Here is a 20138-nt window from a genome sequence, read left to right as displayed (position 1 = left end):
GTGTTTTTTATTCAGATTAAGGATAAACTGTAAATTTAGTTCGGATTAACCATCAGGAAACGATATGCATTGCCCATTTTGTGCTGCTGTTGATACCAAAGTGATTGACTCTCGTTTGGTAGGGGATGGCTCGCAGGTGCGCCGACGGCGCCAGTGTCTTGAGTGTCATGAACGATTCACCACTTTTGAAATGGCTGAGCTGGTTATGCCTAGAGTAATAAAAAGTGACGATATCCGAGAGCCGTTCGATGAAGAAAAATTGCGCCGTGGTATGCAAAAAGCACTGGAGAAGCGCCCGGTCAGTTCTGATGATGTAGAAATGGCGATTAGCCATATTAAATCTCAGTTACGTGCTACCGGTGAGCGGGAAGTTCCATCCAAAATGATTGGTAATCTGGTCATGGATGAATTGAAGAAATTGGATAAAGTCGCCTATATCCGTTTTGCTTCTGTCTATCGCAGCTTTGAAGATATTCGCGAATTTGGCGAAGAGATTGCTAGATTACAAGGTTGAGCCAGTGAATAACGATAAAAAATATATGGCGCGCGCTTTGGAATTGGCGCGTCAAGGGCGCTTTACCACGTCACCTAATCCTAACGTTGGTTGTGTGATTGTGCGTGATGGACAAATTGTTGGGGAAGGTTTTCATTTACGTTCTGGTGAGCCGCATGCTGAGGTTCACGCTTTACGGATAGCCGGAGATAAAGCTAAAGGCGCCACTGTTTATGTCACGCTTGAGCCATGCAGCCATCACGGTAAAACACCGCCTTGTGCCGATGCGTTGATTGCGGCTGGCGTTAGCCGTGTGGTTGCGGCGATGCAGGATCCTAATCCACAGGTAGCAGGAAGGGGGCTTTATAAGCTGCAACAGGCTGGTATTGCAGTAGAACATGGGCTGATGATGGAGGAAGCTGAATCTCTTAACCGGGGGTTTTTGAAGCGGATGCGGACCGGGTTTCCATATATTCAGTTGAAGATGGCTTCTTCTCTCGACGGCCGAACGGCATTAGCTTCTGGTGAAAGTAAATGGATTACATCACCGCAAGCTCGCTGTGATGTGCAAAAATTCCGTGCTCAATGTAGCGTGATTCTGAGTTCCAGTAGCACTGTTTTAGCTGATGATCCTCACTTGACAGTTCGTTGGAGTGAATTGGACGCAGAAATTCAGGCGGTTTATCCCGAGGAAAATCTTTGTCAACCGGTACGTGTTATTGTTGACAGTCAGAATCGTGTTAGCCCTCAGCATCAGGTCATACAGCAGCCCGGTTATTGTTGGCTGGCTCGCACTAAAGCAGATGAACATGACTTATCTGAAAATGTAGAACAGATAGTGTTACCTGCTCATGGTATTGGGGTAGATTTGGTGTCATTGATGATGCAGCTGGGTAAGCGCCAGATCAACACGGTTTGGACTGAGTGTGGGGCATTGCTGGCGGGGGCATTGCTAACTTTAGGGTTGGTGGATGAATTGGTTCTTTATGTTGCGCCAAAAGTGCTAGGTGATACGGCTTGTGGTTTGTTCACTATTCCTGAACTCAAGAATCTGGCAGAGGCGCCGGAATTTGACATTTTTGATGTACAGCAGGTTGGGCCTGATCTTCGTCTGCGTCTGCGGCCTGTATACTGACTGAATATGTGAGTGTGGGTTAGCTTGCCTGTTTTTATGCTCTGCAGCTAAATCGGCAGGCGCAGCTAACGAAAGAATATGATAGAATCCGCCCCCCTGCGGATATGAACAGATGGAAGGAAGGCTATGAACGTAATCAAAGGTGTTGTTGCAGCTCCACAAGCCCGTGTGGCGATTGCTATTGCACGTTTTAACAACTTCATTAATGACAGTCTGTTAGGAGGCGCGGTAGATGCGCTTGAGCGTATCGGTCAGGTTGCCTCAGAGAATATCACTGTTGTCTGGGTTCCTGGTGCTTACGAGTTGCCATTGACAGTGAAGACATTGGTCGAAACCCAAAAATATGACGCTGTTGTCGCGCTAGGTACAGTTATCCGTGGTGGTACCGCTCATTTTGAATACGTTGCTGGTGAATGCAGTTCTGGTCTGTCTAGTGTAGCGATGGCTAGTGAAATCCCAGTAGCGTTTGGTGTTCTGACCACAGAAAGCATTGAACAGGCGATTGAGCGTGCTGGAACCAAAGCGGGTAATAAAGGTGCGGAAGCTGCATTAACCGCGCTGGAAATGGTCAATGTAATTAATGCCATTAAAGGCTGATTTTAGTTTTAATTAAGGGGAATCTTGTGAAACCTGCTGCTCGTCGTCGTGCTCGTGAGTGCGCTGTTCAGGCTATATATTCATGGCAATTATCTGGCAATAGCATTGCTGATGTTGAATTACAGTTTCTGTCGGAGCAGGACGTCACTGGTGTTGACGTAACCTATTTTCGTGAATTGCTGTCAGGAGTAGCTGTGAATGCAGTTAAGCTGGATGCTTTGATGGCTCCTTATCTTTCCCGTCAGCTCGAAGAGTTAGGTCAGGTAGAAAAAGCCATTTTGCGTATTGCTATGTTTGAACTAAGTTATCGTGATGATGTCCCTTATAAAGTGGCTATTAACGAAGCTATCGAATTGGCGAAAGTCTTCGGTGCTGAAGATAGTCACAAATTCGTGAACGGAGTATTGGATAAATCTGGTCCGGCAGTACGCAGAAAAAGATAAGCTACTGCTTGTCGGGTTTTTCCCACCGTGGACGATGATTTGTAAGGCCGGGATACCGGCCTTATGTTCATGATCATCAGTAACTTTTTGGGATTTTATTATGGCATGTGGCGAATTTGACCTCATTGCACGTTATTTTGATCGCCAGGAGATTAACCGGCGCGATGTAAATTTAGGTATTGGTGATGACTGCGCACTGATGACACTGGCCGATAAACAACAATTGGCGGTTAGTACAGATACCTTAGTTTCAGGCGTTCATTTTTTACCTGATATCTCCCCTGAAGATTTAGCTTACAAATCTCTCGCTGTGAATCTGAGTGATCTGGCCGCAGTCGGCGCTGATCCTGCCTGGCTTTCATTGGCGTTAACATTACCGGCAGTGGATGAACGCTGGCTGAGTGGTTTCAGTGACAGTCTGTTCGAGCAGTTGCGTTATTACGGTATGCAGCTTATTGGTGGTGACACTACCCGAGGTCCGATGAGTCTGACGTTGACGATTCATGGTTTGGTTCCCGCAGGCAGAGCGTTACGGCGTACTGGTGCAAAAAATGGCGATTGGATTTATGTGAGTGGATCGTTGGGTGATAGTGCGGCGGGTTTGGCCCTGTTACAAAGCCGTCTGCAAATTTCTGATCCGATATCCTACAACTGGTTGGTTCAACGCCATCTCAGGCCGCAACCCCGTATTTTACAAGGGCAAGCACTACGTGGCTTGGCAACATCAGCAATTGATTTGTCTGATGGTTTGATTTCTGATTTAAGTCACATTCTGAAAGCCAGCCGATGTGGCGCCAGAATAAATCTGGATGCGCTTCCTTACTCTGATGCAATGAAACAGTACGTTGAACCACAACAAGCTTTGATGTGGGCTTTGAGTGGTGGTGAGGACTATGAATTGTGTTTTACTGTCCCAGAGAGGAATCGTGGTGCGTTGGAAATTGCGTTGGCGCATACCGGTGCTGGTTTTAGCTGTGTTGGACAGATTATGGTGGAATCAGAGGGTATACGTTATTACAGCAATAATAAAGAGATTAAATTAGATCTGAAAGGGTTCGATCACTTTATTACCGAGGAAGCACATGGATAAGGCAAAGCGCCGTTTACGGATGAGTAATCCCTGGCATCTATTAGCGACAGGTTTTGGTAGTGGGCTGTCGCCGGTCGTGCCGGGGACAATGGGATCGGCAGCGGCTATTCCATTCTGGTTATTACTGATTCAGTTTCCGGAATGGATTTGCTGGTTGGTTATTATTGTCGGGATGTTTTTCGGCATAATGATTTGCCAGCGTACTTCTGATGATATGAAAGTTCATGACCACGGTAGTATTGTCTGGGACGAATTTATCGGTATGTGGATCACATTGATGGCAATCCCTGTGGTTAACTGGCAGTGGGTTTTGACCGGTTTTATAGTGTTCCGTATTCTGGATATGTGGAAACCGTGGCCAATTCGCTGGTTTGATCGCTATGTTCATGGTGGATTAGGCATCATGTTGGATGATGTAATCGCTGCTGGATTTTCTTTCGTAATTGTTTGGTTACTGGCGTTTTATCAGATTTTGATTTTTTGAGGTGTGGTGTAGATGGAAAGTCTAATGAAATTACTACAATTCCCGAACGCCTGAACAGATTGCCACTGAAAGGTAATATCGTTGCCTTGGATTCTATGAGATGTCAGCGTGGCATAGTGCAAAATATAATTGGTTAGCAGACAGACTGTATAATGCCCCTTAAAGAGGGACTCATTTTTTGCTTTATACTTCAGCATGTTCTTCTCTGGGCTAAGATTGCCTAATATCAAAATTAGGACTACGATTGTACTACAAAAATCAGCATGTACGAGGTATTAAATGGGTACTGAAACTTATGTTCGCACACGTATAGACCCAGCAATTAAGCAAGAGGCAACCGATGTTTTAGCTGCTATTGGGATTAAAATGTCTGACTTTCTACGCATTGCTGTAACGATGGTGGCCAAAGAAAAGGCGCTACCTTTCGAGATCAAGAAAATCCCTAACAGAGTTACTGTTGAGGCTATGAATGAGGCGAGAAGCTCAATGAATGCACGTTTTAACGATGCGGATGATTTAATTCATGACATTGAAAAAGACTGCGGCAAGTAAGCGCGCTAGCTTTCCGCGTCGCTCAGACTATACAAAACAGTTCGGTAAAGATTGGCAACGATTGAGCCGTTCTGGGCGCTATGACATGCACCGATTAAAATCTGTTGTAATGCTCCTCATTGCTAATGATTCACCGCTAGGAGCTGAATATAAAGATCATGAGTTAATCGGAGATTGGGCTGGATTTAGAGAGTGTCATATTGGGGGGGATTTTCTTTTAATTTATCTTTTGGACGAACAGAAAAATGCAATCGAGTTTGTCAGAACCGGTACACATGCGGAATTGTTCGAGTGATAAAGGAATTTAGTGGAAGTTCTGAGTGACACAATGACGCAGATTTTCAAGGAATTAGAAGCTTAGAGGGATGAAAGAAGTATTGGTTTATAGGGAGTGTTAGAAATTTTTGGCAAAAGTCATCGACGCAGCAGTAAAGTTTTTCTAAATTAACCCGAATTTTGTTTAAACCATCACTGGAAAATCGTCTTCTGAGTAGAAAATTTTCAGTGATGGTTTTTTTAATTTAAGGCAGTAAGCAATCACACCACCTAAAACGGTCAACAGAAATCCCGTTATACTTCGGTGGCGCGAATGCTCTATTTGAGAAATATTCTTTAATTGATCATTGATGGTTTCTATGATGAAACGCGTTGATAACATGATTTTATCCCACTCTGCCAGCATACGCGCTTTCATGTTACGACGTTTCTTCGTGATGAAAGTGACACTCTTTACCGCTGAAAAAGGGGACGTCCATCACATCATCCCATCGAGGTTTTTCCTCGTTTTGCGATCCCCTCAAAAACCTGATGACGGGGAATGCGGATGTTATGACAAATACCCAAACTGGTGGAATCAATAAAAGCAATGCCAGTCGGTTTCCCTTTTAATTGAGTCAGATAACTGCACAGTGGTGCCAAAACGGAAGGCGCGACACGAATAAAACGGGTATAACTGAGCAAGGTGGGAAAATCATTGTGGTGATATTTCCAAATATGCTCCAGATAAAAATGTTTAAAATCACGGTAATGTGATAGATGAAAGAGGATCAGGATAGTCATGATTTCACTGGGAGACATGCGACCTTGGCGGCGACGTAGACGGTATCCGTTATCAAGGCAAAACTGTGTCCACTGAGGGATGAAAAAACGGCAAAAATCATCGACATCGCAGAAAATTTCCACTAACTTATCCCTAGCCTGTTCCTCCCCGGAGCTGTTTTCGGCGTTCACCAAAATTTTGCTCCCGGAACAGGCTTCTCGTCAATTTCTTATCCAGAACTCAGGTTAAATATGACATAGGCGTTTCCCTGTCGCTTAACAGAGATATCTGGTGGTGGTTGTAATTTATTGTGATTGGTTGCTTCGTTCATTTAAAGCTTCCCCGCAGTGACTAGAGCTGCATGTATTGTTTTGAATGGTAACAGCAAAGATAGGTGGGCATCTAATAGCGGAATAGCACCATAGCTGGCGTACCACTCGGCAACACGCTCATTCTTGGCATCAATCAGCAATGCAACCCCGCCAGCCTGCGCGGCCACCAATAAACAGCGCCGACCTGCGGCTAGCAATAACTGACCACCGAGTACTTGACTCTGTACTGAAAGATCTATAGCCAGACGGCCAAGCCGAAATACTGGCACTTCATGTCGAGCCAGACCACGTTTAATCACTTCCGGTGCACGTTCATAAGCAATAGAAGCGGGACTTAGACTGTAGTAACCCAATACCGTTCCATTGCTCTCGCTAACCGCAAGGTAGGTTTTTGCCCCACCTTTCTCATGGCTCTGCCTTGCATGGCGATGTAAAAACTGATTCAACGCCTCATCACCACAGTCAAAAGCACCACGATCATGATGTTTGCCTATAGGTTCTTCGTGCCAGATTGGTAGCATCATGATTGTTTCGGCAAGGCAAATGCTGCGGCCAACAATTTATCATTGGGTGCCGGTGGGTTATCCAAAAGATCCAGAACATGCAAACTATCTCTTTCGGTCAGCTCCAGCCGTTCGTTCTCGTCGATAACTTTCCGTGCTGCTGGCATCACATTGCGGATCACGAACTCAGTCAAGTTGGTATGTTGTAAAGCGGCTGCACGCATCAACAGCGACTTTTCTTCTGAGGCAATACGTAGCGACATTCGGTCGTTAGTTTCTACTGGGATCTGAGGCATTGTTACGTCCTCCTATTTATATGCATTGAAATTGTACATTAAGGCGTGCCATTAGCAAAATGTACACAATGAAAGCGTACAAGTACCGTATCAAATACGAACGTTTCTTCATCTTTAAAATCATACATTATCAATCCCTCCTGCGTCCGAGCATCATATCTATGATAGCTTGTCGTTTTTCTTCTTCCGTTCGGATAAAGTTCTGAATAATGTTTTTTAGCCAGATTCGTGAAGTTTTATCAAGACAATGTGTAAAAATGTACGGAAGCAAAGGTGTAGAAACTGGCAATTCAAGATAACACTCCTCAGTTATTTTTTTATTGTCCACATCGTGTGCCTGCTATCATCCCGGCTATCGAAGGCATTAAAATCTGCTGTAAGATCATATTAAGAAAAACAGTTAATTAATTCCGTAAAATAATTAATTAACCTCAGCTTGGTTTAAAAATAGCGATATCACAATCCCGTAAATTCAAGCTCGGTTTTTTAGGTTGGAATGTATAAGCAATTAGGCCAGCGACGATTTCCAATAAAAAACCGAGCTGACTGCGGTGTCTTGAATGCGCTATCTGAGAAATATTTTTAAGCTGATCCATGACCGTTTCTATCAAAAATCGCCTTCTTAACATCAGCTTATCCCAGAGAGATAATTCTTTTGCCTTCATGTTATTACGGACATGAGTGATTAACGTTATTCCTTCTGCTTCCAGTTCATCGCACAAAGCCTGCGACAAATACCCTTTATCGCTATATAAACATCCGGTTAACCCTTGTACCAAGACGGTAGCTTATTAGTCGAATCCGCCAAGTGTGTCTTTAATCACAAAAAAAATCATTCAATAATATAGATGCTGAAAATAAGAAAAAACGATAATTATATTATATTCGCTATTTTGGCAAATATTTGGGAAAATAGGAGCTATTATGATTAAATTAGATCTATCCAAATTAAAATTTGTAGAAGCATCTGCTGTTGCTGCAAGAGCACAACTCGAAATGTTTTAATCTTAATTAGTTGATATTTTTGTCCACTAATTGTATTTAATTAGGTGATTGGGACAGTAACACTGCCCAATCACAATCTACATTCAATTTCGGATAGTAATATGAATATTTGGCTTAATAGTGTTTTAAATAAAGACTTCATTGATAATATATTAGATGCTAACAGTAAGTTATATAGTAAGTCATCATTATTACATTTCCAATTTAACTCTCAACAGGTTGATCAATATTTAATTTCACACGAAGGAGAACTTCACAAATATGTAATGATATATGATCAAACAGAAAATTATCATGTCCATGCAAATACAAAGTTTTCCCAAAAATCTCAGGTTGATACTATACGAGAACGTTTTCAATATGGTGCAACCCTAAAAATTGAACAATTAGAACGACGGCAACAAGAAATCAGCGCCATTTGTCGCAAGTTAGAAACTTTTTTTGGTGGGACAACTTTTGCAAAAGTTTTTTGGACGCCAGCAAATAAAAAAGGATTAAAAGTACATTTTGATCCTGTTTCTGCTTTTATCATCCAACTAGAAGGTGAAAAGAAATGGTTTCTTTGGGATAAATTAGAACATAACCCTACACAACAAATGTCAAAAGTTCTTGATGAAGAAACAATTGGATCACCAAGAGAAGAATTACTTCTAAAGGCAGGTGATGTTTTATACATTCCTGCTGGAATGCCACATCGTGCAGAATGTACTGATACTTCATCTCTTCATATAACAATAGGGCTATCTGTATGTAAAATTTTTGATTTACTACATTTCGCAGTTGAACAACTCTCTCATACAAATGCTATCTTTCGCCATTCAATTACTCCTGATTTGCCAAACTGTGAGTTTATAAAAGCTCAGTTAGATACAGCAATAAATCAGTTAAATAACGTGAATGCTGAACAACTTATAAAATCTTATACGTTGGCAGTGAATGCTTCTCGACCAAATATTCACAATCGTGCTATGTATACCTTGTCAAATAAAAATATCCTACACGAAAAAAGTATAGTGAGAAAAGTAGAATCACAGCTTTTAACCGCAGAAATTTGTGAAGAATTAATGCGTATTTACCTTCCATCTGTAGTTATGCCTGAAAAACCATTATTAACGTGTTTACCTTCATATATTGAAATACCAGTAGTAGCTGAATCAGAAATAAGAGAGTTATTATCTGGAAAGGAGTTGGTAATAGAAGAAATTTCAGGGGCATTAGATCTTAATTCAAAGATAGCTTTAGTTGACTACCTAATGCAGTTTGGGCTACTTGAACTTATTGAACCTACAACACATTAAAATAGATAGTAATTTATGTTATATAATTAAGAAAAGAAAATGAATATAGAGTCACGATATATTAAATTACTCGCAAAGAGTATAATGAATGAGATATATGACGAAACTCCAATCATAACTTCTGAGGATATATCTACATGCCAATGGATAATTGAAGACCTTGATCGGCGAAAAAGTGATATTTTCAGGGAGTATCCTCATCTCCGAGACGCAATGAATTTTGCACATATGATCTCATATACACGTCGTAGTCGCCGTGTTCATACTTATGTTAAAAGACCTGGAATAGATAATGTCATAAGTTGTTGTGAATGTGTAATTAATGAAAATGTCCCAGGTGGCTTCATGGAAATTGGTACACTTCGTGGTGGTATCAGTATCCTTATGAATGGTATAATTACAGCTCACGGAGATTCCCGTCAAGTTTTTGTTGTAGATAGTTTCCAAGGACTTCCTGATGTATCCGAAAACGATTCACTTTTCGATAAGGAGATTTGGTCTTATTATTCAAACCAGCTAAAAAATTATATGTTTGATTGTAAATGCTCTCTTGAAGAGGTTAAGTCAAATTTTAGTACTTATGATTTACTTACTGAAAATGTAAAATTCATTTCTGGGTGGGTGCAAGATACTTTAAAAGATTTTAGTGAGACACTATCAATAATTCGATTAGATGTCGATTGGTATGAAGCTACAAAATGTAGCTTAGAGCAAATATACAAAAATCTTTCTCCCAATGGTTTTATAATTATTGATGATTATAATCTTGTTGGATGCAAGAAAGCGGTGGACGAATTTAGAGATAATTACTCTATTCAAGATGAAATAGTGATTGTTGATGCAACAGCCGGAATTATATATTGGAGAAAGACATGAATAGAATTTACACTAATAATAAAATATCTTCTGTAGGAAAAGAAACTATATCTCAGAAAACATTAATGTTACCTGTAGAAACAGTACTTTCAATATCAGTTTTAGAACTTTTAGATGATGTATATGCAACACTCGAAAATAGTTCTGCTCGTCTCGATTATCGACTAGCAGGAGGGTGTCATGGAGACTTTATTACAAAGGGGAATCTTTCTGATATAATAGAACAATGTAGAAAAAGTCGTGTTTCATATATTATCAATGGATTTGAAACATCGAGCGGACTCCTTGGAAAGCTCGCTAGTGATTTTTCTAATCATTGCTTTTGTGATACAACAGTGAATGTATTTATAAGCACTCAAGAGAGTCAACCCAGTCCGTTACATTATGACTATCACGATCTTGTTAATATACAGCTTCTAGGTGAAAAAAACTGGCAAATTTTTAATGTTGCAAATGATGTAACATATCCTCTAACCGGTTACAAAATAACAGAGAATACGGCTAAAAAAAGTATATTTAATGGGAGAATTAAAGCAGGTACTTTATTTACTATACCGAAAGGTTCAGCTCATATAGTAAGTACTGCAAGTGATATTTCTATTCATATTGCAATAGGATTGAGATACAAATCAGTTGCTGATTTGATTTTTCGATTACTTAGCCATAAACTTGCTGATTATAAGGAGCCTATTTTATCAATTTTAGATAAATTACCACAAGAAATAGATAGAATAAAATTGTTAGATCTTTCACTTTCTGAAATTAATGATGATAATTTAATTAATCAGATATTATCACTACAAAGATTACTACCATTATCTTCTATCAAAGAGTCAGAAAAAATAAATAGACTAATATTTGATCGCGGTGTATTCTGTTTCCAGAAAAAAGGAGATTGCCTTAATATTAAACTACCACTTATTTTGAATCGGACAGTGACGATAGAAGAAAATACTTTTAACGCTGGCTTATTAAATAAGATTCCAAAATAGTGCTACATCTTATACCACTCATAATTCTATATATAACAATTGGTTGAAGAAGGCTATGTGTAGCATAATTACGAAACGTTATTTAAGCATGCCCATTGAGCTTGAAAATATAATAAAGGGTATTTTTGAATACGGAGAAATAAATAGGGGCAGTATTCTTAAAGAATTTGATGATGAATCTACATCAGAAATTATGAATATTCTATATAAAACAGGTCTCGCATCAAATTCCACTTCAAGAGATTAACTAAATAATTACACAAGTGTTTTTTATGAATATAAAGCTTAAAAATATTCTTTTCGGGTATTGCACATCTTCATTAGGTTCATGGATTGATTTTATTACAATTCTAACTTTATCTGCTTACCAATTCAATGCATCTCCATATGAAATGGCGGTAATCAGTGCCTTAAGTTTACTTCCGGGGATCATTCTTACAAAAAATCTTGGACAGTTGTTGGAGTCAGGATCAGTTATATTGATTTTGATACTATCTTTACTCTTAAGAATAGGAGCAACGGTTGGGATAATTTTATCCCAATCAATAGAGATTTTTATTATATTCGTAGCTTTGCGTTCAGTATTTAACAGTGTTATGCAACCAGCTATCAATGTACTGAGTATCCAAATGTTAAAAGGAGAAAACTCAACAAAATTTTATTCACTCATGAATATGATCAATAATATTTCGAAATTGATAGTTCCTATATTAGGGGCCGTATCAAGCTCAGTTATAGGCGAAAGAGCTATTTTATTAGTTTCGATTGGTTTTACTTCTATATCACTATTATCTTTCTTATTACATCATAAAAACAGTGAAATAAGTATTGACAAAGAAAATTTAGAAAAAATACTTCCAGAAGGAAATTTATCAAAAAAGAAGCCTAACACCATGCTGCCTTTACTCTGGTGTGTTGCAACTTATTTTTTCTTTGTTTTTATGTTGAATAATCAAATGGCTATTATACTTATGTATCTGCAATTTGATAAAGCAGCATTAGGGATGTTGATGTCTTGTTCTGCTGCTGGAAATATCTTATCGGGAATAATGACTGCCAAGTTTAGTATAAAGTACCCAATTACAGGAAAGCTATCTGAGTTAATGATACCTGGTGCAAGTACTGCCGTAGGTTTTGGATTAATCGGTATTACTTTAAATCTACCACAAAGTTTCTCACTTTACATATTACTATTAGTTTTCTTTAGTGTTGGAATTTTTAGTGCTCGCTTTGCCATAGCTAGTAATGTTTTTGTTAGCTTAAATTACTCCCAATTTTCTGGTATCGCTTCTGTGCGATTACAATCGATACAAAATATAAGTATACTTATTGCTCCTTTAGCTGGTGAATATATACTCAGTATTGCAGGTGCCAAGACGCTATTCTTTATATCAAGTATTTTGGGTTTAGTTTCATTTTTATTTTTATATCTTTATTGTCATTGGATAAAAATAGTTAGTTTTTTTAAAAAGATAGTAGGGAATATTTTTAGATAAATATCGCGGTGTTGCATAATAAATGCAACATAATAACGATAAAAATAATCCAGCTCGTATTTGATTAAATCATTTATTTGTGTATTTTTTATAAATTATCATTCAACTGGTTGATAAAAAATTTAATCTACAGTTGAAAAAGTTATTAAAATCGGTTGATTTTTTAAATATATTATCTTGCTAACCTATTTTATATTCTTATTTGCCTCTTTTACGGGGTATATAAGCATTAATAAAGCCAATTCTTTTTCTCATTTTCCACTGATAGTTTTGTTATGAGCAGGCTTTAAATTGTTATTAAAAGTCACTATTTTAGCTCCAGGGTTTAATTGGTATAAAGTTTTACTCGTTGTTTTCACTACTTTTAATGTCTGATTTTTATTAAGTTTAATCATCATGGGATGCCGTATTTTATGTTTAACTAATGTTAATCATATCCGATTTTATCTTTGATGATATATACCCGTCATCTTTCAAGTTGCCTCTTTGTTGGCTGCACTCACTCACCCCGGTCACATAGTTATCTATGCTCCCGGGGATTCGCTCCCTTGCCGCCGCGAAGCATCTTGAAATCCATAGGGTATAAAAATATCCTTCTATGCTTTTTCGGATAATCCTCTCTTTTTTCAAAGCTTAAATACTGCCAAATTAACCGTTCTATCCCTTTTTTATTGCATTATTTTTTATGGTTTTTTCGCAAAATAACGTTGAGAAAACACAATAAATATCAGTTTTTTCGGATAATTTTTTTCCTGATGTTTTCTCTTTCAAGAAAAACTTAACAGTGATAACCGAAACGCTAAAAATCAGTAAGCTGAAGGATAATAGAATAAATATCCTATTACCCTTATATACCCGTCATCTTTCAAGTTGCCTCTTTGTTGGCTGCACTCGCTCACCCCGGTCACATAGTTATCTATGCTCCCGGGGATTCTCTCCCTTGCCGCCGCGATGCATCTTGAAATCCATTGGGTATACACTCAGGAAAATAGCCTTTTATTGATGCTATTTTGAATACCTGCGGCATCAAGCCCTAATTCCGCTCTAATTTCTTCCTGACTACCTTGTGGCACAAATTGGTCAGGCAAGCCAATATTTAGAATTTGCACCAAGCGACCTTCCTGCATTAGTAGTTCATTAACGCCACTTCCGGCACCGCCCATAATGGCATTTTCTTCCAGCGTGACTAATAAATCATGGTTATCAGCCATGTCTAATATCAATTCTTTATCCAGTGGTTTGACAAAACGCATATCAACAACAGTCGCATCCAGCGATTCTGCTGCTGTTATTGCATCGGGTAACAGAGTACCAAAGTTCAGGATCGCTACCTTCTTACCCTGACGGCGAATAACACCTTTACCAATTGGCAATTGTTCAAATGGTTGGTGTTCTGCACCCGTTCCGGTTCCTCGTGGATAGCGCACGGCTACTGGACCTTGCTGATAATGATAGCCAGTATGTAGCATCTGGCGGCATTCGTTCTCATCGCTTGGTGCCATAATGACCATGTTGGGGATGCAACGAAGGAATGAAAGATCAAAGGCGCCTTGATGTGTCTGACCATCAGCACCTACGATACCGCCGCGATCTATTGCAAATAGAACAGGTAGATTCTGAATAGCAACATCATGAATAACCTGGTCATAAGCACGTTGGAGGAATGTCGAATAGATAGCAACAATCGGCCTGTAACCACCAATTGCCAAACCAGCGGCGAAAGTCACGGCATGTTGTTCTGCAATGGCGACATCAAAGTATTGATCAGGATATTCACGGGAGAAACGCACCATACCAGAGCCTTCACGCATGGCGGGTGTAATTGCCATCAATTTCTTATCGTTAGCGGCCTCTTCACATAACCAGTCTCCAAAGATTTTGGAGAAAGTAGCGCGGTTGTCTGAACTTTTAGGTAATGCGCCAGTGGTCGGATCAAATTTAGGGACCGCATGCCAACTGATGGGATCTTTTTCGGCGGGCGCATAGCCACGACCCTTTTTGGTCATGATGTGCAGTAGCTGTGGCCCTTTCAACTCACGCATATTTTTCAGCGTTTGGGTCAATGTCAGTACGTCATGTCCGTCGATGGGACCAATGTAATTAAAGCCCAATTCTTCAAATAGCGTGCCAGGAACCACCATGCCTTTGATATGTTCTTCAGTTTTTTTCAGTAGTTCTTTAATCGGTGGTAGATTGGAAAAGACTTTTTTCCCGCCTTCTCGCAATGTGGTGTAGAGTTTACCGGAAAGAAGTTGGGCTAGATGGTTATTTAATGCACCAACGTTCTCTGAGATAGACATTTCGTTGTCATTAAGAATGACTAACATATCCGGGTCGATATCCCCGGCATGGTTCATCGCTTCGAAAGCCATCCCCGCGGTTATCGCACCATCACCGATAACACAAACTGTACGGCGGCCTTTGCCTTCGCGTTGAGCAGCAATTGCCATACCTAATCCAGCGCTGATAGAGGTCGATGAGTGCCCAACACACAAGGTGTCATATTCACTTTCATCTCGCCACGGGAAAGGATGAAGACCATTTTTTTGACGAATCGTATCAATACGATCTCGACGTCCTGTCAGGATTTTGTGAGGATAAGCCTGATGGCCAACATCCCATACCAATTTATCGAAAGGCGTTTTATAGACGTAATGTAATGCTACAGTCAGCTCAACGGTACCAAGACCGGAGGCAAAATGACCACTGGAGCGACTGACACTGTTGAGCAGGAATTGCCGAAGTTCATCACATAACTTCGGCAGGCTCTCTTTTGGCAACATACGAAGTTCTTCAGGATTTTCCGCTAATGCCAATGTGGGGTATTTGGCTATATCAATGCTCATTTGATGCTCGTTAAGAAGTGTTTATTAATAGCGCTGCCAGCAGGTAGATTTACCGGCAGACCTTAGTTATTACGTTCAATAATAAAGCTGGCAAGTGCGCGCAGCATTGTTGTGTTATAGGATTTATCTTCCAGTTTGCTCAAAGCTTTTAAGGCTTCTTGATACAGTTCGTATGCTTTTTTCTGTGCTTGTTCTAACCCCAATAGTGCAGGGTAGGTGCTTTTTCTTAACTGTTGGTCACTGCCTTGACGTTTTCCTATCATTTCGGTATCGCCAATGACATCAAGAATATCGTCCTGAACTTGGAATGCGAGACCAATCGCTTGGGCATATTGATCCAATTCAGGCAGGGCGTCATGCCCACTTTGGCCTGCACCATATGCGCCCATTCTGACGGCGCAACGAATAAGCGCGCCTGTTTTATGGCGATGAATTTGTTCCAGCATATGGAGATCAATGTGTCTGCCTTCAGCGGCCAAGTCCAGGGCTTGGCCGCCACACATACCGGCTATACCACTGGCGGTTGCCAATTCAGCAACCATTTCAAGGCGATCTGCTGCTGTAACATCTGGCATTTCTCTTTTAGATAGGATTTCAAACGCCAGAGTTTGTAATGCATCTCCCGCTAGAATCGCGTGAGCTTCACCAAATTTTATGTGGCAGGTTGGTTGTCCACGGCGTAAATCATCGTTATCCATCGCAGGTAAGTCGTCATGGATTAATGAATAGGCGTGGATACATTCAACGGCTGCTGCTGGAGCATCCAGATTCTTTGCAGATAATCCAAACATTTCACCGACGGCATAAACTAACAATGGGCGCAGACGTTTACCACCGAGTAAAGTGCCATGTTGCATTGCATGAATGAGTGGATTGTCTGAAAATGCCAGCGAAGATAGTGTGCTTATCAGAACGTTATTGACTCGTTGTTGACAGATTTTAAGCTGTTCTTTAAATTGGGCTGAATTTTGTTCAGACATAGGCTTATTCGGTATCCGGGGAGAAATGACTCAATGGAGATTGGGCGTCATCATTAAGCAGAATTTGCACTCGCTGTTCTGCTTGTTGCAAAGTTTGTTGTCCTCGGCGGGCTAATTGAATACCACGCTCAAACTCGATGAGGGCTTCTTCCAGCGCCAGTTCACCTGATTCCAACCGGGCGACAATCTGTTCCAGCTCTTTTAATGAGCTTTCAAATGTCATTGCTGGTGCAGTTTCTGGCGTACTGTTTGTACTTTCTGATATTGCATTTTTCTTTGGCATAATTTTTTACTATTTATACAGAGTTCGCCTGAGAGTTGCAGACTATCCTATTACGCTGGTGCAAACAAATCCTTAACTGGTTTTGTGTTTTTTACGCGCTATACCACGAGATAGTGTTATACTTCGCGGCTTGATTTGACAACCAAAACATACCATCAGTTTTATTTATCAAAATGCCTAACTACTACTATAACTCACTATGAAGTTTATTATTAAATTATTCCCTGAAATCACGATCAAGAGCCAAACAGTTCGTTTGCGCTTTATTAAAATTCTCGCGAGTAATATTCGCAATGTGCTGAAAACGTTAGGAGATAATATTGCCGTGGTTCGCCATTGGGATAATATCGAAGTTCGCACTAAAGATGAAAACCTTGGCGTTCAAATTTGTGATGCGCTGACACGTATCCCCGGGATCCACCATATTCTGCAAGTAGAAGAGCGTGAATTTCGTGATATGCATCATATCTTTGAACAAGCTTATGAGGCTTATGGCGAATCGCTCCACAATAAGACATTTTGCGTGCGGGTAAAGCGCCGAGGTAAACATCAATTTACTTCTAATGAAGTAGAACGCTATGTTGGTGGTGGTTTAAATCAGCATATTGAATCTGCAAAAGTAAAACTCAATCATCCTGATGTGACTGTTAATCTGGAAATTGATCAAGATGTGTTGATTCTGGTAAAAGCCCGTTATGAGGGGATTGGTGGTTTTCCTATCGGAACGCAGGAAGATGTATTGTCTCTAATTTCGGGAGGCTTTGATTCTGGTGTTTCCAGCTATATGTTAATGCGCCGTGGCTGTCGTGTTCACTATTGTTTCTTCAATCTTGGCGGTTCTGCTCATGAAATTGGTGTGAAGCAGGTTGCTCATTATCTTTGGAATCGTTTTGGCAGTTCCCATAAAGTTCGTTTCGTTGCTGTGGATTTTGAACCTGTTGTCGCTGAAATTTTGGAAAAAGTTGATGATGGCCAAATGGGGGTGGTGCTTAAACGGATGATGGTAAGAGCGGCATCTAAAGTTGCAGAGCGTTATGGCGTGCAGGCGATTGTTACCGGTGAGGCTTTGGGACAGGTTTCCAGCCAGACACTCACTAATTTGCGTTTGATTGATAATGCATCGGATACGTTGATTCTGCGGCCACTGATTTCTCATGATAAAGAGCACATTATCAGGTTGGCACGTGAAATAGGCACTGAGGATTTTGCTCGTACAATGCCTGAATTCTGTGGTGTTATTTCAAAAAGCCCGACAGTAAAAGCCGTTAAAGCTAAAATTGAAGCAGAAGAAGCGAATTTCGATTTTAATATTTTGGAAAAAGTTGTCAGTGAAGCTCAGAATGTTGATATTCGTCAGATCGCAGAACAAAGCAGTGAGCAAGTGGTTGAAATTGAAACAGTGACAGCGTTCGCTCCAACGGATGTGTTATTGGATATTCGTTCACCTGATGAACAAGATAATCGACCATTACAGTTGAATGGTGTGGAAATCAAATCATTGCCATTCTATAAGTTGAGCAGCCAGTTTGGTGATTTGCCAAAGGAGAAGACTTATCTGCTCTATTGTGAACGTGGAGTAATGAGCCGTTTGCAGGCACTTTATTTATCTGAACAGGGTTTTGATAACGTGAAAGTTTATCGGCCTTAATTGCTTTAATTCTATGTCTCGGGGTTCCTATTACGTGAACCCCGAATCGTATAACTAGTTTTACACCTCTGGAGCAAGTTAAAACCAATTCTCCATCGCTGGCGGTGCTGGCGATCGTAACATTGATGCCAGCGCGTACCCGTAAATCAATAGTTGTAACGGCTTCTGTTTCTTCACTCCCGTGAGCCAGGCAGATGAGTGTTGAAGGGGTCATAATCATCTTTCCTTATGTTTAACTAGGTTATAGATACGGGTATTTTCAGGGGTTGCCAGACCATGTGCACGGGCCCGGCGTAATAAATAACCGGTGATATAGTCAATTTCAGTGCGACGTTTTGCGCGGACATCTTGCAACATGGATGAGTAGTTTTTTGCTGTAAGTTTAATCACATCGTAGACATAGGTAATCAGGTTGTCGATAGTGGTATGGATGTTTTCTCGTTGCATAACCTGAATAATTTCTTCGCATAAAATATTCAATTGTTCAGGATAGCGAAGCAGATCGCCATTTTGGCATTCATAAAGTGCAGTCAGCGGGTTTACGACACAGTTAGCGGCAAGTTTCAGCCAACTAATAGAGAGAATTTCATTATGCCATGCAACATCTGGCAAGGATTGGTGTAATACATTAGCCAGAGAGTTAAGCCCAGTTGCATTTGACGTTGCTGAACCAATATGGGTTAGCCCGGAAGCGGTATGATAAACCCGTTGGTCATCCTGATATGCGCCATGCGTTGTGACGCCAAGCAGCATTGGATTAGGCGCTGATAATAGTTCTTCTTGGGTACCCATGCCATTGTGGAGTAATAAGATTGGACAATTAGGTGAAAGTTTGGGGAGTAAATTATTCACTGCATCTGCGATTTGCCATGCTTTCAAACAGACAATCAGTAATTCGCTGTCGGCAAGATGGTCGCTGTTATTAGTTGGAATTGGTTGGTTGAATACTTCTCCATTCATTTCGTCAATATGAACAGATAAATAAGGCTGGGAACTTTTTAGCCAACCCTGAACTTGATGTTTTTGTTGTGATAATGCGGCTAGCCACAGTTTTCCTATAGCGCCACAGCCAAGAACGGTTATCTTCATATGCTCCTCCGGGAGAGACGCTATTATGGTAATGGATAGAAATGATAAGATCCCGCGAATCTGAGTATAGAGCTTTTGCTGACAATGGAAAGCGGTTATCATGCCAACTTATTGATTATCAGGAGGTCATGGATAATGCCATCTTTCGATATTGTTTCAGAAATTGATCTGCATGAAGTTCGCAATGCGGTAGAAAATGCGCAGCGCGAGCTTGCTAGCCGTTGGGATTTCCGTAATGTCAGCGCCAGTTTCGAATTAAATGAAAAAAGTGAATCTATCAAGATTGCCAGTGAGTCAGATTTTCAGGTAAATCAGTTGGTTGATATTATACGTGAAAAGTTGGCTAAACGTGGTATCGATGGCGCTGCATTGAATATCCCTGATGATATGTTGCACAGTGGTAAGACTTACAGCATTGAAACGACTTTGAAGCAGGGGATTGATACCCCTACGGCGAAAAAGATCGTGAAGCTGATTAAGGATAGTAAGCTGAAAGTACAGGCACAGATTCAGGGTGAGCAAGTGCGAGTGACAGGTAAAGCTCGTGATGATTTGCAAAGTGTTATGGCATTAGTTCGTGGCGCAGAGCTGGGACAGCCATTCCAGTTTACTAATTTCCGGGATTGATTTTCCACCCAATGGATTGATATATCTAGCTTAA

At 40.5% G+C, this 20138-nt stretch carries 19 protein-coding genes and 4 pseudogenes; 14 read left to right on the top strand and 9 right to left on the bottom strand.

What is annotated here, in order from left to right; translation table 11 throughout:
- Nucleotides 1-64: 64 nt before the first annotated feature.
- The 8 genes from nrdR to SLS51_RS01925 all read left to right on the top strand — a co-directional run bounded on the left by nrdR (nt 65) and on the right by SLS51_RS01925 (nt 5089).
- On the top strand, nt 65-514 hold the full coding sequence (gene nrdR / locus SLS51_RS01960) for a transcriptional regulator NrdR (protein ID WP_323834996.1): 450 nt from the start codon (nt 65-67) through the stop codon (nt 512-514).
- A gap of 4 nt (nt 515-518) precedes the next feature.
- Entirely contained in the window at nt 519-1628 is a 1110-nt protein-coding gene (gene ribD, locus SLS51_RS01955; protein ID WP_323834994.1) for a bifunctional diaminohydroxyphosphoribosylaminopyrimidine deaminase/5-amino-6-(5-phosphoribosylamino)uracil reductase RibD, read from the top strand.
- A gap of 126 nt (nt 1629-1754) precedes the next feature.
- Complete coding sequence (gene ribH, locus SLS51_RS01950; RefSeq protein WP_011148033.1) at nt 1755-2225, top strand: 6,7-dimethyl-8-ribityllumazine synthase; 471 nt, start codon at nt 1755-1757, stop codon at nt 2223-2225.
- Nucleotides 2226-2251: 26 nt separating this feature from the next.
- Nucleotides 2252-2668, top strand: coding sequence for a transcription antitermination factor NusB (nusB, locus tag SLS51_RS01945; RefSeq protein ID WP_088375021.1), 417 nt, complete (start codon nt 2252-2254; stop codon nt 2666-2668).
- A 100-nt stretch (nt 2669-2768) separates the two neighbouring features.
- Nucleotides 2769-3758: a thiamine-phosphate kinase gene (thiL, locus tag SLS51_RS01940; RefSeq protein WP_323834991.1), complete on the top strand. Its 990-nt coding sequence runs from the start codon at nt 2769-2771 to the stop codon at nt 3756-3758.
- Nucleotides 3751-4242 (top strand): phosphatidylglycerophosphatase A, encoded by a 492-nt coding sequence (pgpA, locus tag SLS51_RS01935; protein WP_323834989.1) that lies wholly within the window; start codon nt 3751-3753, stop codon nt 4240-4242. Before thiL ends, pgpA begins: the two co-directional genes overlap by 8 nt.
- Nucleotides 4243-4521: 279 nt before the next feature.
- Nucleotides 4522-4794, top strand: coding sequence for a type II toxin-antitoxin system RelB/DinJ family antitoxin (locus SLS51_RS01930; RefSeq protein ID WP_011148029.1), 273 nt, complete (start codon nt 4522-4524; stop codon nt 4792-4794).
- Nucleotides 4766-5089 carry a type II toxin-antitoxin system YafQ family toxin gene (locus SLS51_RS01925; protein ID WP_323834986.1) on the top strand — a complete coding sequence of 108 codons (324 nt, stop codon included), beginning with the start codon at nt 4766-4768 and terminating at the stop codon, nt 5087-5089. The genes SLS51_RS01930 and SLS51_RS01925 overlap by 29 nt, the downstream gene beginning before the upstream one ends.
- A gap of 165 nt (nt 5090-5254) precedes the next feature.
- Here SLS51_RS01925 and SLS51_RS01920 read toward each other — a convergent pair.
- The 4 genes and pseudogenes from SLS51_RS01920 to SLS51_RS01905 form a co-directional block, all read right to left on the bottom strand.
- Nucleotides 5255-6024: pseudogene (locus SLS51_RS01920) on the bottom strand (transposase).
- A gap of 140 nt (nt 6025-6164) precedes the next feature.
- On the bottom strand, nt 6165-6689 hold the full coding sequence (locus SLS51_RS01915; RefSeq protein WP_323834984.1) for a GNAT family N-acetyltransferase: 525 nt from the start codon (nt 6687-6689) through the stop codon (nt 6165-6167).
- Complete coding sequence (locus SLS51_RS01910; protein WP_165577205.1) at nt 6686-6964, bottom strand: type II toxin-antitoxin system TacA family antitoxin; 279 nt, start codon at nt 6962-6964, stop codon at nt 6686-6688. The genes SLS51_RS01915 and SLS51_RS01910 overlap by 4 nt, the downstream gene beginning before the upstream one ends.
- A 431-nt stretch (nt 6965-7395) precedes the next feature.
- Nucleotides 7396-7740: pseudogene (locus SLS51_RS01905) on the bottom strand (transposase); the annotation flags it as partial.
- A gap of 330 nt (nt 7741-8070) precedes the next feature.
- On the opposite strand from SLS51_RS01905, the gene SLS51_RS01900 reads away from it, so the two are divergent.
- The 4 genes from SLS51_RS01900 to SLS51_RS01885 all read left to right on the top strand — a co-directional run bounded on the left by SLS51_RS01900 (nt 8071) and on the right by SLS51_RS01885 (nt 12631).
- A complete protein-coding gene (locus SLS51_RS01900; protein WP_323834982.1) occupies nt 8071-9267 on the top strand; it encodes a JmjC domain-containing protein in 1197 nt (398 codons plus the stop codon).
- A 39-nt stretch (nt 9268-9306) separates the two neighbouring features.
- Nucleotides 9307-10143: a TylF/MycF/NovP-related O-methyltransferase gene (locus SLS51_RS01895; RefSeq protein WP_323834980.1), complete on the top strand. Its 837-nt coding sequence runs from the start codon at nt 9307-9309 to the stop codon at nt 10141-10143.
- Nucleotides 10140-11135 carry a JmjC domain-containing protein gene (locus SLS51_RS01890; protein WP_323834978.1) on the top strand — a complete coding sequence of 332 codons (996 nt, stop codon included), beginning with the start codon at nt 10140-10142 and terminating at the stop codon, nt 11133-11135. Before SLS51_RS01895 ends, SLS51_RS01890 begins: the two co-directional genes overlap by 4 nt.
- A 272-nt stretch (nt 11136-11407) precedes the next feature.
- Nucleotides 11408-12631: an MFS transporter gene (locus tag SLS51_RS01885; RefSeq protein ID WP_323834976.1), complete on the top strand. Its 1224-nt coding sequence runs from the start codon at nt 11408-11410 to the stop codon at nt 12629-12631.
- A gap of 980 nt (nt 12632-13611) precedes the next feature.
- On the opposite strand, the gene dxs is transcribed toward SLS51_RS01885, so the two are convergent.
- The 3 genes from dxs to xseB form a co-directional block, all read right to left on the bottom strand.
- The gene (gene dxs, locus SLS51_RS01880; RefSeq protein ID WP_323834974.1) at nt 13612-15477 is read right to left on the bottom strand and encodes a 1-deoxy-D-xylulose-5-phosphate synthase; all 1866 of its coding nucleotides are present in this window, start codon (nt 15475-15477) and stop codon (nt 13612-13614) included.
- Between the two features lie 62 nt (nt 15478-15539).
- Nucleotides 15540-16457, bottom strand: coding sequence for a (2E,6E)-farnesyl diphosphate synthase (gene ispA, locus SLS51_RS01875; RefSeq protein WP_323834972.1), 918 nt, complete (start codon nt 16455-16457; stop codon nt 15540-15542).
- 4 nt (nt 16458-16461) lie between these two features.
- Nucleotides 16462-16740, bottom strand: coding sequence for an exodeoxyribonuclease VII small subunit (gene xseB, locus SLS51_RS01870; RefSeq protein WP_323834970.1), 279 nt, complete (start codon nt 16738-16740; stop codon nt 16462-16464).
- 199 nt (nt 16741-16939) lie between these two features.
- Here xseB and thiI point away from each other — a divergent pair, with 199 nt between their 5' ends.
- Nucleotides 16940-18388, top strand: coding sequence for a tRNA uracil 4-sulfurtransferase ThiI (gene thiI / locus SLS51_RS01865; RefSeq protein ID WP_323834968.1), 1449 nt, complete (start codon nt 16940-16942; stop codon nt 18386-18388).
- Nucleotides 18389-18440: 52 nt separating this feature from the next.
- On the opposite strand, the pseudogene SLS51_RS01860 reads toward thiI, so the two are convergent.
- Nucleotides 18441-18602, bottom strand: a pseudogene (locus tag SLS51_RS01860) (DJ-1 family protein); the annotation flags it as partial.
- A pseudogene (gene panE, locus SLS51_RS01855) lies at nt 18562-19477 on the bottom strand (2-dehydropantoate 2-reductase). The pseudogenes panE and SLS51_RS01860, both read right to left, overlap by 41 nt.
- A gap of 135 nt (nt 19478-19612) precedes the next feature.
- Here panE and SLS51_RS01850 point away from each other — a divergent pair.
- The gene (locus SLS51_RS01850; protein ID WP_323834966.1) at nt 19613-20104 is read left to right on the top strand and encodes a YajQ family cyclic di-GMP-binding protein; all 492 of its coding nucleotides are present in this window, start codon (nt 19613-19615) and stop codon (nt 20102-20104) included.
- The last annotated feature ends 34 nt before the right edge of the window (nt 20105-20138 follow it).

Source organism: Photorhabdus africana (assembly GCF_035181445.1).
In the GTDB taxonomy this organism is placed as follows: Bacteria; Pseudomonadota; Gammaproteobacteria; order Enterobacterales; family Enterobacteriaceae; genus Photorhabdus; species Photorhabdus laumondii.
Note: the sequence above shows the minus strand (reverse complement) of the source record. Positions and strands in the feature narration are given on the sequence as shown.